General features: G+C 65.5%; 25 protein-coding genes. 14 read left to right on the top strand and 11 right to left on the bottom strand.

Annotated features, from left to right (window positions below):
* Nucleotides 1-119: 119 nt before the first annotated feature.
* Nucleotides 120-1,061 (bottom strand): DMT family transporter, encoded by a 942-nt coding sequence (locus tag AC5RTY_RS15080; protein ID WP_494139838.1) that lies wholly within the window; start codon nt 1,059-1,061, stop codon nt 120-122.
* A 291-nt stretch (nt 1,062-1,352) separates the two neighbouring features.
* Between AC5RTY_RS15080 and AC5RTY_RS15075 the strand changes: the two genes are divergently transcribed.
* Entirely contained in the window at nt 1,353-1,973 is a 621-nt protein-coding gene (locus tag AC5RTY_RS15075) for a phosphoribosylanthranilate isomerase (protein WP_494139837.1), read from the top strand.
* Nucleotides 1,974-1,990: 17 nt separating this feature from the next.
* Here AC5RTY_RS15075 and AC5RTY_RS15070 read toward each other — a convergent pair whose 3' ends face one another.
* Complete coding sequence (locus AC5RTY_RS15070; protein WP_494139836.1) at nt 1,991-2,683, bottom strand: TetR/AcrR family transcriptional regulator; 693 nt, start codon at nt 2,681-2,683, stop codon at nt 1,991-1,993.
* Nucleotides 2,684-2,791: 108 nt separating this feature from the next.
* Between AC5RTY_RS15070 and AC5RTY_RS15065 the strand changes: the two genes are divergently transcribed.
* Together AC5RTY_RS15065 and AC5RTY_RS15060 are read left to right on the top strand one after the other, a co-directional pair.
* Nucleotides 2,792-3,514: a DUF2306 domain-containing protein gene (locus AC5RTY_RS15065; protein WP_494139835.1), complete on the top strand. Its 723-nt coding sequence runs from the start codon at nt 2,792-2,794 to the stop codon at nt 3,512-3,514.
* A 269-nt stretch (nt 3,515-3,783) separates the two neighbouring features.
* Nucleotides 3,784-4,653, top strand: coding sequence for a protein NO VEIN domain-containing protein (locus AC5RTY_RS15060; RefSeq protein WP_494139834.1), 870 nt, complete (start codon nt 3,784-3,786; stop codon nt 4,651-4,653).
* 142 nt (nt 4,654-4,795) lie between these two features.
* Here the strand turns inward: AC5RTY_RS15060 and AC5RTY_RS15055 are convergent, their stop codons facing one another.
* On the bottom strand, nt 4,796-4,993 hold the full coding sequence (locus tag AC5RTY_RS15055) for a YegP family protein (RefSeq protein ID WP_494139833.1): 198 nt from the start codon (nt 4,991-4,993) through the stop codon (nt 4,796-4,798).
* 151 nt (nt 4,994-5,144) lie between these two features.
* On the opposite strand from AC5RTY_RS15055, the gene AC5RTY_RS15050 reads away from it, so the two are divergent.
* Entirely contained in the window at nt 5,145-5,369 is a 225-nt protein-coding gene (locus AC5RTY_RS15050; protein ID WP_494100984.1) for a hypothetical protein, read from the top strand.
* A 49-nt stretch (nt 5,370-5,418) separates the two neighbouring features.
* Here AC5RTY_RS15050 and AC5RTY_RS15045 read toward each other — a convergent pair whose 3' ends face one another.
* Both AC5RTY_RS15045 and AC5RTY_RS15040 read right to left on the bottom strand, forming a co-directional pair.
* The gene (locus tag AC5RTY_RS15045; protein ID WP_494139832.1) at nt 5,419-6,042 is read right to left on the bottom strand and encodes a class I SAM-dependent methyltransferase; all 624 of its coding nucleotides are present in this window, start codon (nt 6,040-6,042) and stop codon (nt 5,419-5,421) included.
* A gap of 79 nt (nt 6,043-6,121) precedes the next feature.
* Nucleotides 6,122-6,475, bottom strand: a complete 354-nt coding sequence (locus AC5RTY_RS15040; RefSeq protein WP_494139831.1) for a MerR family transcriptional regulator — start codon at nt 6,473-6,475, stop codon at nt 6,122-6,124.
* 108 nt (nt 6,476-6,583) lie between these two features.
* Between AC5RTY_RS15040 and AC5RTY_RS15035 the strand changes: the two genes are divergently transcribed.
* The 3 genes from AC5RTY_RS15035 (at nt 6,584) to AC5RTY_RS15025 (ending at nt 7,994) form a co-directional block, all read left to right on the top strand.
* Nucleotides 6,584-7,006: an Hsp20/alpha crystallin family protein gene (locus AC5RTY_RS15035; RefSeq protein ID WP_494139830.1), complete on the top strand. Its 423-nt coding sequence runs from the start codon at nt 6,584-6,586 to the stop codon at nt 7,004-7,006.
* Between the two features lie 98 nt (nt 7,007-7,104).
* On the top strand, nt 7,105-7,584 hold the full coding sequence (locus tag AC5RTY_RS15030; RefSeq protein WP_494139829.1) for a J domain-containing protein: 480 nt from the start codon (nt 7,105-7,107) through the stop codon (nt 7,582-7,584).
* A gap of 11 nt (nt 7,585-7,595) precedes the next feature.
* A complete protein-coding gene (locus AC5RTY_RS15025; protein WP_494139828.1) occupies nt 7,596-7,994 on the top strand; it encodes a hypothetical protein in 399 nt (132 codons plus the stop codon).
* A 51-nt stretch (nt 7,995-8,045) separates the two neighbouring features.
* Here AC5RTY_RS15025 and AC5RTY_RS15020 read toward each other — a convergent pair whose 3' ends face one another.
* Nucleotides 8,046-9,227 carry a PucR family transcriptional regulator gene (locus AC5RTY_RS15020; RefSeq protein ID WP_494139827.1) on the bottom strand — a complete coding sequence of 394 codons (1,182 nt, stop codon included), beginning with the start codon at nt 9,225-9,227 and terminating at the stop codon, nt 8,046-8,048.
* Nucleotides 9,228-9,390: 163 nt separating this feature from the next.
* Between AC5RTY_RS15020 and AC5RTY_RS15015 the strand changes: the two genes are divergently transcribed.
* The 4 genes from AC5RTY_RS15015 to AC5RTY_RS15000 are packed head-to-tail and all read left to right on the top strand — an operon-like array spanning nt 9,391 to nt 15,544.
* On the top strand, nt 9,391-10,713 hold the full coding sequence (locus tag AC5RTY_RS15015; protein ID WP_494139826.1) for an MFS transporter: 1,323 nt from the start codon (nt 9,391-9,393) through the stop codon (nt 10,711-10,713).
* Between the two features lie 45 nt (nt 10,714-10,758).
* On the top strand, nt 10,759-12,465 hold the full coding sequence (locus AC5RTY_RS15010; protein ID WP_494139825.1) for a thiamine pyrophosphate-dependent enzyme: 1,707 nt from the start codon (nt 10,759-10,761) through the stop codon (nt 12,463-12,465).
* Complete coding sequence (locus AC5RTY_RS15005) at nt 12,462-14,264, top strand: amidohydrolase (protein WP_494139824.1); 1,803 nt, start codon at nt 12,462-12,464, stop codon at nt 14,262-14,264. Before AC5RTY_RS15010 ends, AC5RTY_RS15005 begins: the two co-directional genes overlap by 4 nt.
* Entirely contained in the window at nt 14,261-15,544 is a 1,284-nt protein-coding gene (locus AC5RTY_RS15000; RefSeq protein ID WP_494139823.1) for a M20 family metallo-hydrolase, read from the top strand. Before AC5RTY_RS15005 ends, AC5RTY_RS15000 begins: the two co-directional genes overlap by 4 nt.
* 60 nt (nt 15,545-15,604) lie before the next feature.
* Here AC5RTY_RS15000 and AC5RTY_RS14995 read toward each other — a convergent pair whose 3' ends face one another.
* From AC5RTY_RS14995 to AC5RTY_RS14980, 4 genes are all read right to left on the bottom strand, one after another.
* Nucleotides 15,605-16,516 carry a cation diffusion facilitator family transporter gene (locus AC5RTY_RS14995; RefSeq protein WP_494139822.1) on the bottom strand — a complete coding sequence of 304 codons (912 nt, stop codon included), beginning with the start codon at nt 16,514-16,516 and terminating at the stop codon, nt 15,605-15,607.
* Nucleotides 16,513-16,920 carry an ArsR/SmtB family transcription factor gene (locus AC5RTY_RS14990; protein ID WP_494139821.1) on the bottom strand — a complete coding sequence of 136 codons (408 nt, stop codon included), beginning with the start codon at nt 16,918-16,920 and terminating at the stop codon, nt 16,513-16,515. The genes AC5RTY_RS14995 and AC5RTY_RS14990 overlap by 4 nt, the downstream gene beginning before the upstream one ends.
* A gap of 164 nt (nt 16,921-17,084) precedes the next feature.
* A complete protein-coding gene (locus AC5RTY_RS14985) occupies nt 17,085-18,620 on the bottom strand; it encodes an APC family permease (RefSeq protein ID WP_494139820.1) in 1,536 nt (511 codons plus the stop codon).
* 88 nt (nt 18,621-18,708) lie between these two features.
* Nucleotides 18,709-19,818, bottom strand: coding sequence for an aminomethyl transferase family protein (locus tag AC5RTY_RS14980; RefSeq protein WP_494139819.1), 1,110 nt, complete (start codon nt 19,816-19,818; stop codon nt 18,709-18,711).
* Between the two features lie 354 nt (nt 19,819-20,172).
* Here AC5RTY_RS14980 and AC5RTY_RS14975 point away from each other — a divergent pair, with 354 nt between their 5' ends.
* Complete coding sequence (locus tag AC5RTY_RS14975) at nt 20,173-21,201, top strand: hypothetical protein (RefSeq protein WP_494139818.1); 1,029 nt, start codon at nt 20,173-20,175, stop codon at nt 21,199-21,201.
* Between the two features lie 69 nt (nt 21,202-21,270).
* Here the strand turns inward: AC5RTY_RS14975 and AC5RTY_RS14970 are convergent, their stop codons facing one another.
* The gene (locus tag AC5RTY_RS14970) at nt 21,271-21,831 is read right to left on the bottom strand and encodes a TetR/AcrR family transcriptional regulator (protein WP_494139817.1); all 561 of its coding nucleotides are present in this window, start codon (nt 21,829-21,831) and stop codon (nt 21,271-21,273) included.
* Nucleotides 21,832-22,035: 204 nt separating this feature from the next.
* On the opposite strand from AC5RTY_RS14970, the gene AC5RTY_RS14965 reads away from it, so the two are divergent.
* Entirely contained in the window at nt 22,036-22,548 is a 513-nt protein-coding gene (locus AC5RTY_RS14965) for a flavin reductase family protein (RefSeq protein ID WP_494139816.1), read from the top strand.
* On the top strand, nt 22,545-24,116 hold the full coding sequence (locus tag AC5RTY_RS14960; protein WP_494139815.1) for a 4-hydroxyphenylacetate 3-hydroxylase N-terminal domain-containing protein: 1,572 nt from the start codon (nt 22,545-22,547) through the stop codon (nt 24,114-24,116). Before AC5RTY_RS14965 ends, AC5RTY_RS14960 begins: the two co-directional genes overlap by 4 nt.
* The last annotated feature ends 83 nt before the right edge of the window (nt 24,117-24,199 follow it).

The following is a 24,199-nucleotide window of genomic DNA, read 5'->3' as shown; positions in this document are numbered from 1 at the left end:
GTTTTCACGCTCGCCGCTTACGGTCACAGCGCATGATCGGGCGCGCTTGCGCCTTCCCTTGCAGCCGCCTTAAAGCCACCGTACGCCTGATAGCGGCCCCCATTCCAAAGGGACGGAGGCTAAGGAATCTCCTCAGCGGCTGAATCCCTGCGAGGTTCCACGGCGGGCCGCGAGCCCTTGCGCCCGGCGCTTGTTTTGTCCCGGGTGGTGAAGAACACGCCGCACATCACCAGGGCTGCGCCGAGAATCTGCATGACGCTGATGCTCTCGTTCAGCAGCAGATACGCACCGAGCATGGTGAAGACCGGCACGAAGTTCAGGAACACGGACGTCTGTGACGCCCCGAGGACGGCAACGGCCCGGTTGTAGAGCATCAGGGCAATCACCGACGGAAAGACGCCGAGGTACACCAGCCCGGACCAGTGGCCTCCGCCGATCTGCGGGACTCCCACGACCAGCCACTCCGCCGCCATGACGGGCAGCAGGATCATGACCGACAGCCCGGTCATCACCAGGACCGCCCCGTAGGACGGGAACAGGTGCAGATACTTTTTCACAGCGATCGAATACACCGCCCAGGACACGGCGGCCGCCGCCATAATGGCATCGCCGATGTTCCAGGACAGGTCCGCGAGGCTCATGAGCTGCCCGTTGGTAACCACCCACAGCGCCCCGCATATGGAGAGCACGACGCCGAACCACTGGATCGCCCTGAGCCGCTCGCGCAACAGCCAGAAGCTGAGGGCCACCGTCACCGCCGGCACCGAGGCTTCCAGCACCGAGGCGTTGGTGGCCGAGGTGAATTGGAGGGCGGTGTAGATCAGCGTATTGAAGAGGGCGACTCCCGTGAGGGTCAGCAGCAGCAGCGGTTTGCGATGCTGGAGGAACAATTGACGGGACTGCCAGGCGCTGCGGTATCCCAGCGGGAGCAGCACCAGGAAGGCAATGAAGACCCGGAAGAACGCGATGGTCAAAGGCGGCAGGTCGCCGAGCGCCTTGCCGGTCAAGATATTGCCGGCGTAGAAGATGACCACCAGCAGGAGGAGGACGTAGGCGCGCATTCTCCTCCTCTGGTCGGCTTCCGGCGCTCGTCCCTCATACCCTACGTGTCCGGGGCAAGGCCTGACCGGACACGCCCGCCGACCCGGATGCGGCGCACCTGCGGGCGGCTACGATGGTCCTCAAGAGTGGCGCGCTCCAGAACCGGTTGCGCTTGCCGGAGCGCGCATCGCGGAAGGTGCTCGTCGGAGTCTGCGGCCACTGTAAAACCCTCGCGTCGAATTCCTCAGCGTTTTCGGTCCCGAGAGTGAGCGGATGCGCACGTACACGCACAGCACGAACGGGCAGGAATAATGGCTGAAACCTATGTCAAGATCTGCGGACTGCGGACTCCAGAGGCGGTCGCCGCCGCTATCGACGCAGGCGCGGACGCGGTCGGCTTCGTCTTCGCCCCCGGTGGCCCGCGCACAGTCGATGCCCAGTTGGCACGCGCGCTCGGCGAAACTGTGCCGGCGGATGTTGAAACGGTCGGCGTGTTCCGCAACCAGCCCATCGCCGAGGTGCTCGAGACCGCCAGAGCCGCGACGGTGACCACCGTCCAGCTGCACGGCGACGAGCCGCGCGGCGACATTCGCTTGCTCGAGGACGCGGGATTCCGGACTCTGCGCGCCTTCTCCGCCGAGTGCTATGAAGCCCTCCCAGCGGACGAAAAGGCGGACTGGGTGGCAGGCCGCGTGCTGCTCGACGCAGTTGAGCCCGGCGCCGGAGTGACCTTTGAAGCGAGCGCCATCCAGGCGCAACCGCCGCGGGGGTTCTGGCTGCTGGCGGGCGGGCTGACTCCCGCCAACGTCGGCGGGTTGATCGCCACGCTCCGGCCAAACGGCGTAGATGTCTCCAGCGGCGTTGAATCCCGCCGCGGTATCAAGGACGTCGGGCTGATCCGCGATTTCGTGCAGGCCGCCAAAATGCAGTGATCCTGCGGCGCGCCGCCTTAGCGCCGGGCCGAGGTCCAACCTTGCTGGTGGAGCCTTTCGAAACCGTCCAGCAGCAGATCCAGCGCAAACTCGAACTCGAACTGGTCGTCGCAGCCCTGGCCGACCACTGACCCGTCGTCGTGCGCCCCCGCGATGGCAACCTCGGCAATGTGGGGGTATCGCGCGGCCATCATCTGCAGCATCTCCGGCGGTACGTCCGCCGGAGCGCTTTGCGAGTCGTCAAACAATTCCTGGGTGAAACCCCACATCCGGCTGCCCAGGGCGTGCATCACGTGGTGGGTGAGGTCGACCGAGAATCCGCCGGCGCGGAACATGCCGATCACCGAGTCCATGTAGTCCAGGACAACCGGCGACTTGTTGGTGCGCGACTCGAGTACTTGGCGGGCCCATGGGTGGCGCAGCAGGACCTCCCGGGCCGACAACACCCGCTCACGGACCGCGTTCCGCCAATCCGTCCCGCTGGGTCGCGTCTCGATCTCGCCGACAATGACGTCGACCATGCCGTCGAGCAGTTCTTCCTTGTTGGCGACGTGCTTGTAGAGGGCCATCGGGACCACGCCCAGTTCCTGGGCCAGCTTGCGCATGCTGAGCTGCTCCACGCCCGCTTCGTCGGCAAGAACGACGGCGGCGATCAACACCCGCTCCCTGTTCAGCGGGGTGCGGCGGGCCGACTCCACCTGCTGAGCCATCAGGACCACCCTTTCTGACGGCAGATATCTCTTGACAAGTGTACAACGTACACCTACTTTTAGATCACAAGGTGTACGCCGTACACCCAGGAACTTGGGGAACAAACAATGGCTGCAGAAACGATCGCCGTCACCAAGGCCTCCGGGCGCCGGCCGCGCGGCCGCTGGCTCATACCCGCCGGCTTGATCTTTGTCAGCCTCATCCCGGTCATCTTCGGATCGATACGCGTGGCCGAGTTGACCGGGGGAGCGGCGGTCACGCCGGCCAACCAGCGGTTCTTCGACTCGCCCCTTCCCGTGCTGATCCACATCCCCGCGGCCATCGTCTACAGCCTGGTCGGGGCCTTCCAGTTTGTGCCCTCGCTGCGCCGCGGCAAGCGAGGCAGGCGCAGCTGGCACCGCATCGCCGGGGTTGTCCTTATCCCGGCCGGGCTGCTCGCTGCCCTCTCCGGCCTCTGGATGTCCGTCTTCTACGACCTCCCGCCGGACGACGGCGTCATCCTGCTCGCGCTCCGACTGGTGTTCGGCACGGCCATGACGGTGAGCATCGTCCTGGGCATCCTCGCAATCAAGCGGCGCAACTTCGCCGCTCACGGTGCCTGGATGGCCCGCGGTTACGCCATCGGAATCGCGGCGGGCACACAGGCCTTGGTGACCATCCCTTGGATTCTCCTGGTAGGCCCGACCAACGAACTGAGCCGTGCAGTGCTCATGGGGGCGGCCTGGCTGCTCAACGTTGCCGTCGCCGAGTACTTCATCCGCCGCCGCTCCTCCTCGCGGTCTTTTCGGGCGTCGCGCTTAATGCATCGGTCAGCGGCGTCCCAAACATGACCGGTGCGATAAGCGTTGCCGAGGTCCATGCGCAGTTTCCAACGGCTCGTTAGACACATCCAGTGCCGGATCGATCCTCAATGGCTGGATGGCCGCCCAATGGCACAGCAGAACATGCTATGTACTGATAGGCAGAAAACTCCGACATCGGTATGTGTCGTGGTGGAGTGGTGAGTTTTAAAAACCTCTACTCGCTAATACCAAGAGCGCTGATGCGGACTCGCAGAGCAGATCCAAGGGACAAGTAATTTTCATCATAGACTTCCTATATGGAACTCGGAGTCGCTGGGGAAGCGTGGATACCGCAGGAAATCGACATGGCGGTCAATTTATATATCGACCTATTCCAGCGAGCCGCTAACGGTGAAGCCATTGTGAAGGCGCGTGAGTTCAAACGCCTATCCGATCAGCTTCAAGTACGCACTCCAGGCTCCGTTGAGCTCAAAATGTGCAATATCAGTTCCGTATTTGTGAGTCTGGGGTGGCCACATATCCCGGGACTAGGGCCGATGCCGAACATCCAACGTGAGTTGTTGCCGTGCGTTATTGACGCGATGGCAGGACACCCTTCTTTGGACAACGCTGCCTTGGGTCTGATTCATAAAAGTATCGATTCTAAGCCTGTCGACCTGGTTTACACGCCTTCGGCCCCACGAATATTGGACGTCCCCGCGGATACCACCGACTGGAAGACGCGGGGCGTCAGACGGAACTATCTTGAAATGGAGGCCCGCAACTCTGCCCTGGGGCTTGCGGGCGAACGCGCTGTTCTCTGGTTTGAAGAAAGGAGATTGCATGCGCTGGGGGCGAAAAAGCTAGCGAATAGGATCGAGCATGTCTCAATCACCAGAGGAGATGGACTTGGGTACGACATACATTCCTATGAGGCTGACGGGCGCGACAAGTTTATTGAAGTGAAGACAACCACCGGTTCACGTGCGGTTCCCTTTTTTGTTACTAAGCGTGAACTACAGACCTCCAGAGATGTGCAGGCCGAGTACAGCCTGGCGAGAGTGTACGATTTTCGCGGAACTGACGGTCGGAAGCAGCGTAAGTCCGGAATCTACGAGTTGCGGGGGGCCTTGGATCGAACGTGTGTCCTGACCCCCGACAGCTATCGGGCAGTTCCTGCTGTCTAGTACATCTTGGCGTGGCCAGTCAGTAAACCGAGACATTTCCGGGTATTCGTGGCGGTAGTAGGGGCATCTTTCCTGGATACGCCGTCTCCACTGCAACGGTAAGGGCGCCTGATCCTCGTCTTTGGGGGTGTTTTCCTGGCCTCTACGTACCGGCGTCGCCGTCCGTCCGGTCGATCACGCGGCCGGTGCCGGCAATTTCTCGGGCGAGCTCGATGCCGTCCTTGGCCTCCTGGAGGGACGGATAGGTCACCGATTCGGCCATGAGATTTCCCTTACCGTCCAGCATTCTGACCCGGTAGCCGCCGTCGGGCGCCTTGATCACTTCGAAATGCCCAGCCATGTCATGCGTTCCTGTCCACGAGATTTCCACGGCGCTGTGGAGTCCAAACAGTATGCCATCCAGGGTTTGCTGCCGTCTTGAGCCCTTGCCACACGTGCCCCCCGCGAGGAGAGTGGACAGTACGCTGACACGCTAGCGAAGGGAAAAACCCATGCAGATCGACAAGCAGCAGATCATCGATTTCCTCAAGCAGCAAGGAAACGAGGACCAGGCAGTTGCGGCAGATGCGGAACTGCCACAAAAGGTGGACACCGAGCGCGACTCCGGGCTGTTGTCCAAGCTGGGCATTGACGTCGACGCGCTCCTGAGCAAGCTCCCCGGGGGATTGGGCGAGAAGCTGGGCGGCATGAAGGACAAGCTCGGCGGCTTCGGGTAACAAACGCTTCCGCCTACAGCGGCCGCGCCGCACAGCGCCCGGAGACAGCCTAGCGGTTGGTTCCGGGCGTTGCCGTGCCCGCCACCATCGGATTGATCGGGAGCCAGGCCGGGCCGACGGCGAACTCATCTTGCATCGCCACGCTGAAGCCCGCGGCGGCTATAGCCGCCTCGGTGTTCCGATTGGGCTCGCAGCCCTGTGCCGCGAACGACCAGGCGGGCCGCAGCAGGTCCTGCACTTTGCCGTGCGCGCCCGGGCCGCGGACGTGCTCCAGGAAGAGGAGCTTGCCGTCTGGTTTGAGCACGCGCCTGGTCTCGGCCAGGGCCGCGGCCTGGTCGGGGACGCTGCACAGCACCAGGGTGAACACGACGGCGTCCAGACTGGCGTCCTCGGCCGGCAGGTCCTCGGCTACCGCATCGACGACGCGCACCGCTGCGGAGTGGGACCCCACCCGGGACTCCAGCCGCTTGCGCATGTTCGGGTCCGGTTCCACCAACGTCACGGAGCACCCCGGCGGGAAGTAGGGCAGATTCGCGCCGGTGCCGGCACCGACGTCGTACACAACCCCGCTCACGCCGGACAGCAAGGCCTTGCGGTGCGACGCGAGCTCCGCCGGTTCGCGGCGAATGGCAGCATCATATTGCGCGGCGAACAGCGCGCTTCGCAGTCCCATGAGCATGGTCCTTTGTTCGGCTCCGGAGCAGAGCCCCGGTGTCGACCATACTCCGGGTGCCCGGCGGAAGGGAGGGCGTTCAGGCCGGCCGCGTGGTTTCCTCCGGCTCCTCGGGCTGCTCCTGCCCGGCCGCGCGTTCCTTCGCCGCCTGAAGCTGCCGGTGCAGCGAGGCGTTGTCCTCCTCCAGCTCCAGGACCTTGCCCACGCCGGCCAGGTTCACCCCGTCGTCCACGAGTTCGCCGATCCGGCGGAGGCGGTCGACGTCGTCCTGGCTGTACCGCCGCGTGCCGCCCGCCGTGCGCTCCGGTTCCAGCAGGCCGCGCCGTTCGTACAGGCGCAGGGTCTGCTCGCCCACGCCCACGATGTCGGAGACCACGGAGATGCCGTAGACGCCCTTGTCCGTCCGCGGCTGCTGCTTCTTCTCGCGTGCCAAAATTCCTCCCAAAACCGACTTGCAAACATAGTAGCGCAGAGTCATAATATCTATGCGCTCGAACATAGATTTAGTGAGCGCCGAGAAGAAGAGCTGAAGGAGGCTGCCATGTTGATGAGAACTGATCCCTTCCGTGAGCTGGACCGCCTGACCCAGCAGGTCTTCGGAAACCAGGCACGCCCGGTGGCGATGCCGATGGATGCGTGGCGCGAGGGCGAGGAGTTCGTCGTCGAACTCGACCTGCCCGGCGTCGATCCGTCCACCATTGACCTGGACGTTGAGCGCAATGTCCTCACGGTTGCCGCGGAGCGCAAGTCCAAGATCGAGGACGGCAAGGAAGTCGTTGCCGCCGAGCGGCCCAGCGGCGCGTTTAGCCGCCAGCTGATCCTGGGCGACACGCTGGATACGGATAAGGTCACGGCGAACTACGAGGCCGGTGTGCTGGCCCTGCGGATCCCCATCCGCGAGCAGGCCAAGCCGCGCAAGATCGAGATCAAAGGCGGAGACACCAAGCAGATGATCGACGCCTGACCTGTGGGATCGCAGCCGGTGGTGACGCCCGGGCGCGGGCGGAGCCACCGGCTGGCCATGAGCGGCGCAGGTTTCCGGCAGCAGGAGGGAGGCCAGGTATGGGCGACGCCGACTTCTACGCCATTTTGGGCGTGGCACCCGATGCCAGCGATGCGGACATCAGGCGCGCCTATCGGGCCTTGCTGCGCCTCCATCATCCCGACTTGAACCACGACGGCGATGCGCCGCGGTCGCGTGCCGACGGCCTGGCGATGGGAGCCATCCTGCAGGCCTACTCCGTCCTGGGCGACGTAGGCCGCCGCGCGGATTACGACCGCGGGCGTCGCGTGGGCAGCGGACGCGGGCAAACAGCGACTGCTTCGTCCCGCGGCCGCCGTAGCGACCCAACGGCGAACGCGCCCGCCGCCGGCCAGCCGGCGTCCTCGCCGACACCGCCCGTGACGCCCCGGACACGTCCGCGCCCTGTCCCGCGAGTGCGCCCGGCCAGCGAGGTGGCGGATCCGGTCTACCTCGGCTTCCCACGACCGGAGCCCGAGGATACCGTGTGGCCCGAGTGGCTGCTATTCCCCTTTCGATGAAGCGAGGATCAATGCCTGTTTCCAGTTGGCGTCGGTACGACCAGCACCTGTTTCCCGTATTTCATGAACGGTTTGAGGAGCGCTGGGGGCCGGGAACCGCACCGTTCCTGGACCCGAGCGTCTTCGAAGAAGGCCAACCGCGGCCGCGCGCCCAGTGGATCAACGTCGATACCGGCGCCGCCGTCGCCGTCGTTCCGGTGTGGGAGGACGACGACGGCGAACGCCGCTCCTTCGCCGTGTTCTATCTGCCGCCGGCGGGTGGGATCTGGGCCCTGCGCCCCGGCTATACGAATTACACGGAAAGCGTCAACGGCGGCCCGGAACAGGCGGCGTTGCGCAACGACTCGTTCAAGAAGTCCGTGGCCCACGCCGAGGAGTTCATCTACGGGACAGGTGGGAACGCGGGTTAGCGCCTGTGCCTCCGGCGCGGCCCGGCCGGGGAGATTGGCTTGATTGCTCGGTCAGGACCAGGCCACGACGAGGCGGGCGGCCTGTTGGGGGACGGTGACGTCGACGCCGACTAGTTCCGTGAAGCGACGCAGCCGGTTCATCAGGGTGTTCCGGTGGCAGAAGAGCTGGTCTGCGGACTGGGCGATGCTGCCCGTGGAAAGGTAGGAACGTACCGCTTCCACCAGCCGGGCCCGTTCCACCGTTCCGCATCGGGCCAGAGCGGCGTCCACGTCGGGGACAATGGGAACCCCGGTTTCCGAGAGGCGGTGCCGGGCCAGCCTGGCCCAGGCGTTTTGCATCGTGAGGGCCTGCTGATCACTGTCCTCGGCCAACGATGCCAAGGCGCGGGCGGTTTGGGCGGCGACGCGCAAGTCTGTGAGGCCGCCAACCTGGGCGACCAGGCCGCAGCGGATGTTCTTGATGTGCTCGGTGGTTTCGCGTGCGGCGCTGCCCGGGCGGTCATCGGCTGCCCAGAAGGCGACCAGTCCGTCGGGCAGGGGATGGGTGAATATCTCTGTGCCACGGCGGGAAGCCGAGGCAACCTCCACACGAAGCGCGGCGGCGTCGTCGGTTGTGGCTGCCGCGACAACAAGGGGAGCAGCTTCATCGATGCCGAGTTCGTCGGCGATGCGGGTGAGCGTTTCCGGCGGTGGGTCCACCTGCCCAAATATCGTGGCGACATGTCCTTGCCGCACCGACGATTCTTCCTGGGCCATGCGCTGGCGCTCCGCCATGTAAATGGCTTGGGTTTCCGCCGCGTAGGAATCCACGACCTGCCACACCGTTTCGGCCCGGCGCACCAGTAGCTCGGCATCGCCCGGATCCGCCAGCGCCATGAGTTCGCCCCAGATTACGGTGAAGTCGATGCGGATTGCGGTCATCAGGGACTCCACGGGGATGCCGGTCCTCGCGCGGGAGACACCGACGTCCAATGAAATGCCTTGCCGCTCGGCGATGAGGCGCTCACTGTCCTCGCCGGGGCGCAGGCTCTCAATCAGCGCCCGGAACGAGGCCGCCCCTGTGCGGCGGATTTCGCTGGCCGGCAGCACCCCGTCCCGGTAGTCGTCGAGTTGGAGGATGCGTTCGATGAAAAGGTCCGTCAACTTGTCCACGGACAGCTGGTCCAGCAGCAGGTTCCAACGGGCCGCGGAGGCGTCATCGTCGTCGTGGTTTTCCATGAGTGGTGCTTCCATGGCGTTTTTGCCCCTATCGTGTGCTTTTGCACATCCTAGCCGCGAAAAGCCGCAACGTTTCGTGCGGGTGTGACGCGGCACACTCTGGGAAGCTGGTGTCCGTCATCGGCGCGTTGTGGCGTCCGGCACAACGGAACACCTGAACACCCAACACGGAGGAACCATGTCAGAAACCTTGAACCTCGAGGCCGGGGCAACCCGGCAGATCACGGACAAGGAGGCGATGAAGGTTTCCATCGGTGCCCTCATCGGCACTGCCATGGAGTGGTACGACTTCTTCCTGTTCAGCGCGGCGGCGGCGCTGGTGTTCAACGTCCAGTACTTCGCCAACGAGAACGCAACGGCGGCGGCGCTGGCCTCCTTCGCCACCTTCGGCGTCGGACTGGTGGCACGTCCGCTGGGCGGCATGTTCTTCGGGGCGATGGGCGACAGAATCGGCCGCCGCAAGACCTTGATGGTCACCATTGTGGGCATCGGCGTGGTGACCGGCCTCATCGGCCTGCTGCCGACGTACGCCGCCATTGGTATTGCCGCTCCGGTGCTGCTGGTGCTGCTGCGCGTGGCCCAGGGACTGTTTGTGGGCGGCGAGTGGTCCGGCGCAATGACGATTGTGGTGGAGAACGCCCCGTTGGAGCGCCGTGCCCGCTACGCGGCGCTGCCGCAGATCGGTTCACCGATCGGCACCATCCTCTCCTCCGGTGGCTTCTTCCTCATGACGTTGTTCTTCTCGCAGGAATCCTTCAACTCCTTTGGCTGGCGCATCCCCTTCCTGGCCGCCATCCCGATGCTGCTGATCGCGCTCTACATTCGCAGCAGGCTGGAAGAATCCCCGGTCTTCGCCGAGCTGCTGGAGCACGACCAGGTGGAGAAGGCCCCGATCCGCACCACCCTGAGGGAATCCTGGAAGCACATCATCATCGGCATGGCCGCGGCCCTGCTCGGCGTCGGCGGCTTCTATCTGGTCACCGCGTTTGTGGTTTACTACGGCGTGAACATCCTGGGCTACCCCGCCCAGCTGATGCTGCTGGGCGGCATCATCGCCGCCGTCGTCGAAATTCCCGTCCTCATCCTGGGCGGCCGACTGGGCGAGCGGTACGGCGCCAGCCGCGTCATCCTTTTCGGCGGCATCGCCTCCGCCGTGGCCGCGGTGCCGTCCTTCCTGCTGGTGGACAGCGGCAACCACGCGCTGGTGGTCACCGGCATGGTGCTCGCCGTGGCGACGCTCTCGTTCCCGTACGCGGCTTCCGGCACGGTGCTGACCGGCCTGTTCCCGGCACGTACCCGCTACACCGGGGTGGGCTTCGCCTCCAACACCGCCGGCATGCTCTCCGGGTTCGTTCCGCTGCTGGCCACCGGTACGGTAGCCGCCGCCGGAAACCACTGGTGGCCGGCCGCCGCGTTGCTGGTGTTCCTGAGCCTGTTCACCGCCGTGGCCGGTGCGCTGGCGCCGCGCATGAGCGTAAACCTGCCCGGCTTCAAGCACTGATCCAAACGTCCGACGACGACTTTCCTGACGAAGGAGCACCACCCTATGGCCATGTCCGCAGGCCACCTGATTGTCCGACAACTTGAGGCGCACGGCGTCCGGCGCGTGTATTCAGTACCGGGCGAAAGCTTCCTCGATGTCCTGGACGGGCTGCACGACTCGCCGGTGTCAACCGTGGTGTGCCGCCAGGAGGGCGGCGCCGGGTTCATGGCGCTGGCGGAGGGGCGCAAGACCGGCATACCGGGCATCGCGATGGTCACCCGCGGACCGGGCGCGGCGAACGCGATGATTGCCGTGCATACCGCGTGGCAGGACGCGACGCCGCTGGTGCTCTTTGTCGGCCTGATCCCGGTGGCGGACCGGGGGCGGGACTCGTTCCAGGAGTTCAGCCTTGAGGGCTGGTTCTCGACCACGGCAAAGCGGGTGGTGGTGCTCGACGACGAGCACCGCGCCGCGGAGACGGTGGCCGAGGCAATGCAATTGGCGGTGTCCGGCCGGCCCGGACCCGTGGTCATCGGCCTGCCGGAGGACGTGCTGGTCCGGCCGACCAAAACGCGGGTAGTTCAACCACGTGCGCTCGCAGCAGCCGTCCCGCCTCCGGCCGCGATGGAGGAACTGGCCGGCCGGCTGGCCGCTGCCGTCCGCCCGTTGATCATTGCCGGCGGCGAGGGTTGGGGCGACGACGGCGGGAGGCTCGCTGCCTGGGCAGCCGAGGCCCAGGTACCGGTGGCCGCCGACTGGCGGGCTTACGACGTGGTTCCGCACGGTTCGCCGGCTTGGTCCGGCTGGCTCGGCTACGGCCGGGCGGACACCCTGGCCGCCAGACTGGACGAGGCCGACCTGCTGCTGTTCGTCGGCTGCGGCCGGAGCGATGTGCTCAGCGACGGCTACACCAAGGGCTTCGACGCCACGACGGTGCTGGTGCTGCCGGATCCGGATGCAGCCATGCACTCCGGCCGGATTGACCAGCATCTGGCGGTCTCGCCGTCGGCCTTCGTAGACGCACTTCCTCCCGCCGCAGAGGTCCGCGGCACGCGGGGCAGCGGCTGGATGGACGCGCTCGCCGCGGAACAGCGCCGGTTCGCCACGCCTCGTCCGGACCACAGCCCCGGGGTTGACCTGGGGGTGGCCTTCGGCGTGCTGGAAGACCGGCTGCCGGCGGACAAGGTGGTGACGTACGGCGCCGGTAACGCCACCCTCTGGGGCCACCGCTACCTGACCCACCACGCCGCCGGTTCGTTGATCGGACCGCGCAACGGCGCCATGGGACTGGCCGTCCCGGCGGCCGTCGCCGCGTCGCTGATAGAACCGGACCGGCAGGTGGTGGCCGTCTGCGGCGACGGCGACTTCATGATGAATGCGCAGGAACTGGCCGTGGCGGCGGCGCACGGAGCTGCTCCGCTGGTGATCGTGGTGGACAACGGCATCTACGGCACCATCGTCCAACACCAGCGCAGGCACTACCCGGACCGGCCGTCCGGCACCTCCATGGTCAACCCCGACTTCTCTGACTGGATCCGCAGCTTCGGCGGGCACGGGGAACGCGTCGAAGCGACCTCCGAGTTTGGGCCGGCGCTGGAGCGTGCCCTGGCCAGCGGGCGGCTGGCGCTGCTGCACCTGGTCACGGATCCGCAGACGATGCCGCCGGGCACGGCCAATGCGCCGGAGGAAATTGCAGGCCTGGCTTCACCCCGGCCGGCGGCGCAGGATGCCGGCAGTCCTCTGGCGGCGGCGGTGGAGGGGGCACGATGAAGCTGGACCTCATCCTGCGCGACGCCGAAATCCTCACCCTGGAATCGGAGCGTCCCCGCGCCCGAGCCGTCGGCGTGCTCAATGGGCGGATTGTCGGCTTCGATGAGGAGCTTGACGGCTGCACCGCTGCCCGCGAAGTATCGCTGGACGGTGCCGCCGTGGTGCCCGGCTTCATTGACGCGCACTGCCACACCGCCTGGTGGGGGCTGGGCTTGGGCGCCGTCGAGCTGGATCAGGCGCGCGGCCTTGAGGAACTGTACGCGCTGCTGGACGCCGAGGTCCGGCGGCTGGAGGACCGGCCGGGCGCCTGGGTCAACGGCACCGGCTTCAACCACAAGCACCATGGCGGGACCTTTCCGGACATCCGACGGTTGGACGAGATCACGGGCGACCGGCCGCTGTACCTGCGGCACGTCTCGGGGCACCTGTCCATCACCAACTCCGCCACCTTGCGCCTGGCCGGCGTCTTCGATCCCGGCTTCAGCGACCCCACCGGCGGCGCCGTGCTCCGCGGCGCGGACGGCTACCCGACCGGCGTCGTCGAAGAATCCGCGCAGCAGCTGATCCAGAACCTGCTGCTGCCGTATCCGGTGGAGCGGATCGTCGAGGCACTGGACGCGGCGACCACGCGTTACGCGGCCGAAGGGATCACCAGTTTCACCGAGGCAGGCATCGGGGGCGGCTGGATAGGGCACAGCCCGGTGGAAGTGCAGGCGTACCTGAAGGCCAAGCAGGCCGGCAAGCTCCACGCCCGCGCCCAGCTGATGCCCGCGCTCGACTCGCTGCGGCCGCTTGAGGCCAACGCCGCCGACATGCATGGCACCGGCAACGGGCGGGGCCTGGATCTCGGGGCGGTTGCGGGCTTCGGCGACGAATGGGTGTCCCTGGGGCCGGTAAAGGTCTTTATGGACGGCTCATTGCTGGGCGTCACGGCGGCCGTGACCGAGGACTACTGCGGCCACCAGCACACCAAGGGGTACCTGCTGGATTCACCCGAGGCCTACCGTGAACGCGTGGACGCGGCCTACCGGGCCGGCTGGCCGATTGCGCTTCATGCCATCGGCGACGCGGCCATCGATCTGGCCACCGACATCATCGTCGGCTGCCAGGAGCGCTACGGCCGGAACCACCTGCCCAACCGGATTGAACACTTCGGCATCTCGCGGCCCGACCAGCTGGCGCCGGTCGCCGCGGCCGGGATCGCGGTCACACCGCAGGCCGCGTTCATCGGCCCGCTGGGCGACCAGTTTGCCGCCTTGGTGGGCCCCGAGCGCGAGGGCTGGCTCTACCGCGGGCGTTCGCTGGTGGACGCCGGCATCCTGGTCGCCGGCAGCTCCGACCTGCCGGTGGCCGACAACAACGTGCTGCGCGCCATGCAGTCCTGGGTGGACCGGCGCACCGAACAAGGACGGATCCTCGGCGGGCCAGGCGAGGGCCTGACCGCCGAAGAAGCGCTGCGGACCTACACCGACTGGGCCGCCCGGGCCACCGGCACGGCCAGCGAGAAGGGCACCTTGCGCAGGGGGAAGTTGGCGGACTTCGCGGTGCTGTCCGGCTCCCCGCTGGACGCTGCCGACATCTCCGCGCTCGAGGTCCTTGCCACGATCGTCGGCGGCGAATTTACCTACGACACCTTGGACGCGGGCACGGCTCCCGGCGCGGGCAACGCCGCGCTGCCGGCCCCGAACCGGGCCGCCGTCCGTGCCCCGAACCGGACCGCCGTCCGTGCCCCGAGCCCGGCGCCGGCGTCGTCCGCAGAGAACCTTCTGAACAATCAGACCCTAGGAGTGCCATCATGACCATCACCGCCCTGCAGCAGGCCGGCAAGTCCAGCGACGACGCCGGGTCCTTCCTGCATGACTTCCGCTCCATGAGTACGTTCGGCGCCACGGCGGGCGGGGGAGTGGACCGTCAGGCCGGGACCGTTGCGGACGGGCAGACCCGGAACTGGTTCCGCGGGCTGGTCGAGGGGCACGGTTTCGAGGTCCGTTACGACGCGGTGGGGAACCAGTTCGCGCTGCTCGAGCTGGTGCCCGGTGCACCGTACATCGCCGTCGGCTCGCACCTGGACTCGCAGCCCTTGGGCGGGCGCTTCGACGGCGCCTACGGCGTGCTGGCCGGAGCCCATGCGGCGATCCGGCTCAAGCAGCGGCTGGCCGCCGAGCGCACCAGACCGGCGTTCAACATCGCCGTCGTCAACTGGTTCAACGAGGAAGGGTGCCGGTTCAAGCCCTCCATGATGGGCAGCTCCGTGTTCACCGGCAAACTGCCCGCCGAGAAGGTCCTTGCCACCACCGATCCGCACGGCACCACCGTCCGCGAGGCGCTGGAGGCAATCGGCACCATCGGCGACTTTTCCCTCGACATCTCGGCGTACGTGGAAATCCATATCGAGCAGGGCCGGTCGCTGGAGGACGCCGGGCTGACCATCGGCCTGGTGGGATCCACCTGGGGCGCGAACAAATACGAGTTCATCGTGCACGGCGAGCAGGCGCACACCGGCGCCACGGTGATTGCCGACCGGCACGACGCGCTGCTCGGAGCCTCCTCGCTGGTGGTCGCAGCGCGGGAGATTGCAGACGAGTTCAGTACTGACGAGCATTCCGTCATCACCTCCTGCGGGGAGTTCACGGTCTACCCGAACTCGCCGGTGGTCGTGGCCAACCGGGTGGAGCTGCTCGTGGACGTGCGCAGCACGGACCCCGATGTGCTTGCTGCCGCCGATGCCGAACTGCACCGCCGGGTCGCGGAGATCGAGCGAAGGGCAAGTGTGCGGATCGAGCGCGGCGCCGAACACGTCTGGGCGGCTAAGTCCTACGACGAGGCGGGCATGCGGCTGGCTGCCAAGTGCGCGGAGGCGCTGGGCCTGACGTACGGAACGGTCCGCACGCTCGCGGGGCACGATTCGACCAACCTGAAGGACGTCGTCCCCACCATCATGCTGTTTGTGCCCAGCGTGGATGGCATCTCCCACAATGAGAAGGAGTTGACCCACGACGACGATCTGCTCGCCGGCGTGGATCTCCTCACGGAGCTGATGGGCCGCGTGGTGGCAGGGGAGTTCGTCCCGGCGCAGTAGCTCGCCCCGTCCGGCCAGGAACGGCCGGCGTGAGGGGCGATGCCGCGCCGGCCGTTCCGCTCAGTCGTGGCCCGGGTGCTCGTGCTCCACATGGCCCGCGGGCTCCAGTTGGAAGGTGGAGTGTTCCACGCTCAGCTCGAAGTGTTCGGCCACGCACTGCTGGAGTTGGTCCAGGACCTGCGGGGCGTGACCGTCCACAAAGCAGGAATCCTCGATCACCACGTGCGCGCTGAGTACCGGGATGTTGGAGGAGATCCGCGAGGCGTGCAGGTCGTGGACCGAGATCACGTGTGGCACTTCCAGGATGTGTTGGCGGACGTCCTCGAGGTCCAGGCCCTTCGGCACGGTTTCCAGCAGGATGCTGCCCGCCTCGCGGAGGATCTTGACGGTGCGCGGGACGATCAGGACGGCGATCAGCATCGCGGCCAGCGCGTCCGCCTGGGTCCACCCGGTGGTGGCGATGACGACGGCGCTGGCGATGACGGCGACGGAGCCGAGGGCGTCGTTGACCACCTCGAGGAAAGCCGCCCGCAGGTTGAGGTTCGCATTCCGGCCGGCGCTGAGCACCAGCATGGCGACAATGTTCCCCAGCAGGCCGATGATGCCGAAGACCAGCAGGCCGCCCGAACTGACTTCGGGCGGGTGGAACAGCCGCTGGACACCTTCGACCAGCGCGTAGACTCCGACCGCGAGCAGGACCGCGGCCTGGGCGCCGGCGGCCAGGACCTCCATCCGGAGGTATCCCCAGGTGCGGCGCGGCGTGTGCGGGCGGGCCATGAGCGAAGCGGCGAGCAGGGCAATCAGCAGCCCGCCGGCGTCGGTGAGCATGTGCCCGGCGTCCACCAGCAGCGCGAGGCTCCCGGTCAGGAAGGCGCCGACCACCATGGCGACCAGGATGGAGGCGGTGATGGCGAAGGCGATGGCCAGCCGGCCGCGGTGCGTGGGCGCCGCGTGGTGGTGGTGTCCGCTCACGCCGACGCCTCGGATGAGGGCGCCGCACCTGGCAGCGCCTCAGCGGCAGCCCGGCCGCCGGCAACCGTCGGACACAGCTCGACGGCGTAGCCGGTGGCCTTCAAGAGTTGCTCGGCTGACGCCAATGCGGCGAGCAGTTCGGGCTCGGTGGTCAGCGAGTACATCGACGCCCGCCCGACCGGGCGCGAGGTGACCAGGCCGCAGTCGCTCAGGCACGACAGGTGGGCGCTGACCGTGGACTGGGCAAGGCCGAGGTGTTCCGTCAACTCCCGGACCTTGTGTTCGCCGGTGGTCAGGTGCTGCAGGATGGTCAGCCGGGTGGGGTCGGAAAGGCTATGGAACAAAGCGGCCGCCGGCGCCAGGTCGCCTGTTCGGCCCGCGGCCCGTTGTTGCTGCATCGTCATATGGCGATGATATCGCTGAGGTTCGAGTTTGTCTCAGCAGTTACAGAGCACCGCCTGCCCGACTGCTTCCGCGCGACTCGAGTCTTAGCAGGAGGAGCGGCCGATTGTCGCGCTTAGCTCGACGATCGGCCGCTCCTCCGTACCACCGGGAGGAAATTCCGGTGCTACTTCTCCCCGGCAATCTCCATCGATGCGGATCTCGCGCTCAGGGACTGTTCTTGGTCACGCAGTTCCTGCAGTTCTTCTGCTTCTTCCGCAGTGTCTCCGGCGGCGAGGCTGCGGTAGTGGAGCGGCCGGTTCTTGCGAAGCCAGAAACCGAAGGCCAGTCCGGCCGCGCCCGCCACGGGGATGATCCACGGCACGGCGAGCATCTCCGGAGAGTCCTTACCCGTGATGTAGCTGAATGCGCTCAGCTCGATGATCAGGGCGGCCACCAGCAAGACAGTGGCGAGGATTGGCGCGACGGTCGTTTTCCACCAATGGCGCTCGGAGGCCGGCTGCCGGAGGAAGAAACCTACGGCCGAACCGGACGCCAAGGCTTGCAAGGTAGTTGCTCCGACTGCTCCCAACCCAAACCCAATGGGGGCAATCTCCGTGTACGGGTCGATTCCGACGACGGAGAAACCAAGGATGATCACAACGGCAAGGGCTGCGAGGATGAGTATGGCGGAACCGGGCGAATTGTGGCGGTTCTTCCGGCCAAGAATGGCGGGCAGCAGTTCCTCGCGGGCCAGGCTGTTGAGATAGCGGGCCACAAAGTTCGTGGTCGCCAGGGCGCAGGCCAATTGTGCCAGCAGGGCCAGCAGGCTCAGCGCCCACACGCCCGCCTCGCCCAGGTACGCAGCCGTCGTGGTGAAAACGAAGCCGGCCAGGTCGGCCCCCACCGCCTCCTGCAATCCGTCGACGCCGGTCACGCCGGTCAGTGCCCAGGCTACGAGCGCGAATGAGGCGACCAGGAAGATCAGCGCCCCGTAAAGAGCGCGGGGAACGGTGCGTTCCGGATTCTTCGCTTCGGGGGCATAGAGGGCCCCGGCTTCGAAGGCCTGGAAGCAGAGCATGGCGAATACGAACGCGATCGTCCACTGTCCAACGCTCAGGACATTCGGGGAGAATGCTTCCGCCGGGAACGCCCCGGGCAAGCCCTCCTTGGCGACGATGGCAATCACCAGGGCGGCCAGAATCAGCAGTTCGAGGCCGACAATCACAAAAGTAACCCGTGCGCTCAGGTCGATCTTTCGGTATGCCAACACGGTGACAATCAAAAGTTGGGCAACGAACCAAACCTGCCACGGGGCATTGATGCCGAAGCCAGCCAGGATCTCCTGGTTCACAACGGAGGTCACCGCGTAGATGCCGATGAGCAAGGTCGAATACGTGACTACGGCAATCATCGCGGATCCCACGCCTGTAGGCCGGCCGAGCCCCCGGGCGATGTAGTTATAGAACGCCCCGGGACGCGTGATCCTGCGGACCATTTGGACGTAGCCCACACAGAACAGTCCGATGATCAGTCCCGCGACAACGTACAAAAGCGCCGTTGAGGGTCCGCCGAAGGCCAAGCCCAGCGGGAGCGTGCCGACGACGACGGATAACGGTGTGAGGGCTGCGACGATCAGAACGATGATCTTCGTGGACGTTAACGTCCGCTTTGCGGAGTGCGTTGTTTGCGGCACTTCGCCCGAGTGGGTGGGAATGGACATCGTTGTCCTCCTTTTGAACGGGTTAAACGGGTTGATGGTGTGGCTAACGGGAGCGCAACTTGTTGGGAGCGAAGGCCTTTACATCCACCTAGCTCCTGACTCGCACGCGTTCCGGGTCGTGCACGGGCGTGGGGCGGACTTCCACGGCAACCCTGCGCTCACCGATAGGTGTGGTGAGGCGGGTGCCGACCGTGGCGAAGTCCTTTCGCAGCCGGGCGAGGCCGAGCGTGGTCCCGCCCAAGGCAGGAGAAGAGACTGCCATGTTCACGCGGCCGATGGCCTGTTCCTCGGCGTACAGGGTTGCGCCGTCTAATTCCTCCGCCGATGCGTCGGATACCACGCTCACCACGCGCAGGGGTGCTGTCTTCTTCCGCTCCCGCAAGGCGTCCTGGCCACGAAAAGGCGACTTCTCGAGGTCAACCGTCCATCCCAAGCGGCATTCGAACGGCGTGATGTCCGGGTTGTAGTCGACGCCGGCCAGCATCAGGCCGGCCTCTATTCGGGCCACCATGAGCGTCCCGCCGGCAAAAGGCGCAACTCCCAGGTCTGCCTGGGCAAACACAGCCTCATAGAGCGTTTCCGCGTTGTCGGCGGCGACCATCACTTCATAGCCGAGTTCGGCGGTGAAACCCAAACGGAAGATGTCGACGGGGACGCCTGCCACCTTAGCGTCCGACAACAGGGAGTAGTAAGGGAGCGCCTCGTTGCTCAGGTCAGAGTCGGTGAGCCGCTGGAGCAGCGCACGACTGTTGGGCCCCTGGACCGAAAGGACGGCGAAGTCCTCCCGCCGTTCCCGCACGGTGGTCCCCGCCGGTGCGGCAGCCCGGAGTGCATCGGTGACGTCCGGGTTGCCGCCCATGACCACGACTCTGTCAGCGTCGAGCACGCTCACAGTTACGTCATCTACCATGCCGCCGTCATCGGCCACAATGACGCCGTAGGCAATCCGGCCCACACCGATCGCGTGCGCATCGCGGGAAAAGAGCGAGTCGACCACGGTACGCGCCTCGGGACCCTCGACGAACCATTTGTAAAGCATGGAGTAGTCCTGCGCGACGACGGTGTTCCGGAGCGCACGGTACTCGGTGTCCAGGCCGGCGACCGCCGTTGGCATCCTGTAGCCCATGACCTCTTCCCACTCGGTCACGTCCTCTTCGTACAGCGGGCTGAACGCCGTGCGGCGGAGGTTGTCGGTCATCATGGCTTACGTTCCTTTTCAGAAGGTTGGTGCGACTGCTTTCGATCAACCCAATCCAATGACCAGGCATCGTCCTTCGTTTTAATATGACACAGGTGCTCGTAAAGTGTATAGGGGTAAGCCGCACGCTTTAGTCTGCTCCTTGCCGGGGCCTGATGTGCTAGTGCACCGTGCACAGAAGAATCGGCGATCTCTGGCTCCGATGGACATATGGCGTGCCGCACCGATTGCCTAAAGTGCTTGCAACCCTCAGGACGGTTGTGCTCCGCAGCTAATGCCAGCCTTCGAGATGTGAGACGTCCTCGTCCCGGCGCTGAGCATGACCACTGAACATCGACTGATTGGACGGACGCAGTGCACAATCCTCGCTATCTCGTTTTCGGCCTCGGGGCCGTCGGCACCGAAGCCGTGAGCTCACTTCTTCGGGATGGGGCCGAAATCGTTGGTGCCTTCACCCGCGCCAGCCATGTGGGGGAGGACGTGGCCGAAGTCCTTGGAATGCCGCCCTGCGGCGTGCGGGTGCAAGCGGCGGGGGACTTCCGGGCAGTGCCCGGCATGGCTGACATCGCCTTGTTCTTTACGACGACGGCGCTCACCGACCTACTCGGCCCGGCGAAAGAGTGCTTGGCCAGCGGCATCAATGTGCTGACCATCGCTGAAGATGCAATGTACCCGTGGGGCTTTGACGCAGCCACGGCCGCCGAGCTCGACGCCGCAGCCATCGCTGGGAACGCCACCCTGGTCGGCACTGGTGTCAATGAAGTCGCGATGGCTCAGATACCGGCGATGTTGGCGGGCATTGTGCCTGGCGTAAACCGGATAGAAGTCGAGTGCGTAGGCGACTTCGGAGCTTTCGGAGCTGAACTGCTGTCCTTCCTGCAAATCGGAGTCGACCCGGCTGATTTCACGCCGGGGACCGGTGGGGGCCAGGACGTCATTTCCCGACAGTGTGCCCACATGATTGCCGGCGTCATCGGTACGGAGGTGGTTACCGAGAGTATCTCCGTGGAACCTACAGTTGCGGCTTCGCCGATGAGAGTAGCAGCGCTGGGGGGCGACTTCCCGGCCGGGGTGGTCAGTGGATCACTGGAAAAGACAGTCGTTGCCACTGTTGCCGGTGTTGACATCGAAGTCCGCTTAATCGGGAAGGTTTTCGAAGCGGGAGACGAGGAGTATGCGCTGGCCACCGTTCACGCTCCCTTGCTGCCCGAGCCGATTTCCATGCGCATTAGTCCGCTTCCTGGCGTGGCATGCACTGCAGGCATTGCGCTAAGCCGGGTCCCCGACGTCCTTTCCGCTCCGGCTGGATACCTGCGGGCGGAGAAGTTGCCGAACCTCAGGTTCCGGGCCCCGCTGGCCTTCCAGTCGGTCACTGGTCCGTAGAGCGGCCCGCCCTAAGCGGCGGCAGGCACCGCCGGAGCGCGTATATGCCGCTTCCGGCGGTGTTGCCGCCTAAGCCGGGGCGGTGATCCGCCGCAACAAGGGTTCCACGTCCGTGGCAAAAAACATGACGTCTTCCATGACCGACTGCAACAGGATGCCTTCCAAGGCATAGCCAAGTAGGGCCGCCGTCTGCTGGTCGCAATAGGGCGCAACCACCTGGTCCATCCGCCACTCCCGGATTTCCGGCCGCAGTGCCGAACGGTGCAGCGTGCTCAGGTACAGTCCGTACTCCAGCACCAACTGCTGGTGCTGCCGGACGGTGACTTCCTCTATGAGGCTGGCCAGGCCGCCAGCGAGGCCCTGCGCCTCGACCAAGGGCTTGAGGATCTCGCCGAACGATCGCTGGTTGCGCTCGCGGATCATCCGGATGGTGGAGACTAGCAGATCGTCTTTGTCGGCAAAGTAATACGTCGTGGACCCCAGCGGGACCTTTGCGGCATCGGCCACGGCGCGGAACGTCAACGAGTCCACCCCATGCTCGGCTACAACGCGGGCTGCTGCCTCAATGATGCGCTGTCGCCGGGCGGGGTCGTTGGGCCTACGACGGCCGGTAGTCGGAGAAAGAGTCACGAGATAACTGTACATACTCGGGAGTAGCTGCCCTATGACAGGAGCGCTATGCAAGAAGTATGTACGGCCAACTGGTAGCTACCCGCGGTTCATCCCTCTCCACTTCTGGAAGTTCTAGGGCTGCTTCCGGCAGCTTTGGCCGTTCTTTAAAATAAATCTCAAACCTCTTGTATTAACTCTGTGAGGTGCCTAACATCTTCAAGTATGTACAAAGGTACGCAAACGCTGATCAGGGAAAAAGCCTTGGACCCGATGGAATTCCGCCGCACGCTGGGGAGCTTCGCCAGTGGTGTTGTCGTCGTCACAACGGTCACTGAGGACGGTGAAGTCCACGGCATGACCGCCAATGGCTTCGTGTCGGTTTCACTCGACCCACCGCTGGTGCTGGTGTCAGTGGGAGAAAGAGCCAAGATGCACGGACACCTTACCCACCGCCCACGCTACGGCATCAGCGTGCTGGCGGAAGACCAACTGGATATTGCCTCCCACTTCGCCGGCAAACCCGGGAAGACGCTGCCGCAGTTCACATGGGAAGACGGCATGGCCCTGGTGGACGGAGCCGTAGGCTACCTGTCCTGCAGCATCGTGGACCGCCACCGAGCCGGCGACCACACCCTGTTCATCGGGCACGTCCATCAACACAGCCACACCGGCGGCGCCCCCCTCACCTTCCATGCCGGCCAGTTCGGCGCCCTCGCGAAAGGACCCACTTCATGACCATCGTCAACGAATCCACCGAAACCGCCCCCGTCGCTCCGGCCTCGACCGGACGGATGCAGACAGGCGACGAGTTCCTCGAAAGCCTCCGCGACGGACGCGAGGTCTGGATCTATGGCGAGCGTGTCGACGACGTCACTACCCACCCGGCATTCCGGAACTCGGCACGGTCGCTGGCTTCACTGTTCGATGCACTGCATGACCCCGAAACCCGCGAGCGCACCACCGCGCCGACAGATACTGGAAACGGGGGACTGACGCACCCCTTCTTCAAGTACGCCCGAACCAAGGATGACCTGCGCGCCAGCCGTGAGGCCATCAGGACCTGGCAGGAGCTGGTCTTTGGCTGGATGGGCCGCACGCCGGACTACAAGGCCTCGCTGATCACCGGTCTGGGCGCCAACCCCGAGTACTTCGGCGAGTTCGCCGACAACGCCCGCTACTGGTACAAGGAAACCCAGGAACGCGTGCTGCACATCGGCCACGCCATTGTGAATCCGCCGGTGGACCGCTCCCGCCCCGCCGAGGAAGTCAAGGACGTTTACGTCCACGTGGAACGGGAAACCGACCAAGGCATTATTGTCAGCGGGGCCAAGGTCGTGGCTACCGGATCCCCGACCACGCAGTATGTCTACGTCTCCCACGCCGGTGCCCCGCTGAAGGACAAATCCCTCGCCATCACCTTCCTCGCCCCGACAAACGGCAAGGGGATCAAGATGTTCTCCCGTGCCTCCTACGAATCAACGGCGGCCCGGGCCGCGAGCCCCTTCGACTACCCGCTGTCCTCCCGGCTGGATGAGAACGACGCCGTACTCATCTTTGACCAGGCGCTGATCCCCTGGGAGAACGTGTTGATCTACGACACGCAGCGGATGGCCGAGTTCGACACCGTCTCCGGCTGGGAAGGCCGGGCCGTCCTTCAGGCTTCCACGCGCTTCGGCGTCAAACTCGACTTCTTCGTGGGCGCGCTGAGCAAGGCGCTGGAAATCACCGGTGCCGGGCAGTTCCGGGGCGTGCAGGCTGCCCTGGGCGAAGTGATCGGTTACCGCCATGCCGTCAACGCCCTGCGCGATGGCATGATCGAGAACGCCACCCAGGGATGGGGCGATGACCTGGTTCCCAACCGGGCATACGGGTGGGCCTACGCCTCCATGGCGTCCTCCATGAACCGGCGCATCCGCGAAATCATCGAGACGGTGGTTGCCTCCGGGCTGATTTACCTGAACTCAAACGCCGTGGACTTCCAGACTCCCGAGATGCGCCCGTACCTGGACCGCTACCTGCGCGGCTCCAACGGGAAGACCGCCTTGGACCGTTCCAAGACCATGAAGCTGCTGTGGGACTCGATCGGCTCGGAGTTTGGCGCCCGGCACGAACTGTATGAGCACAACTACTGGGGCCAGCCCGAGCTCTGCCACCTGACGCTCAACGAGTCGGCACAGCAAGACGGCACGCTCGATCATGCGCGGTCGCTCGTGGAAAAGTGCATGGACCAGTACGACCTCAATGGTTGGACCAGCGACAAGCTCTTCTCGCCCGATGATGTGAACTTCATCAGCAATCGCTGAGCCGGCTGCCTCTTCCGGTCAGACCGCGCGAGGCACAGCGTATGCGACGACGGCGGTGCCGCCCGGGAATCCCACCCCGGCCG

The organism is Arthrobacter sp. Y3224055, from assembly GCF_059090825.1.
Note: the sequence above shows the minus strand (reverse complement) of the source record. Positions and strands in the feature narration are given on the sequence as shown.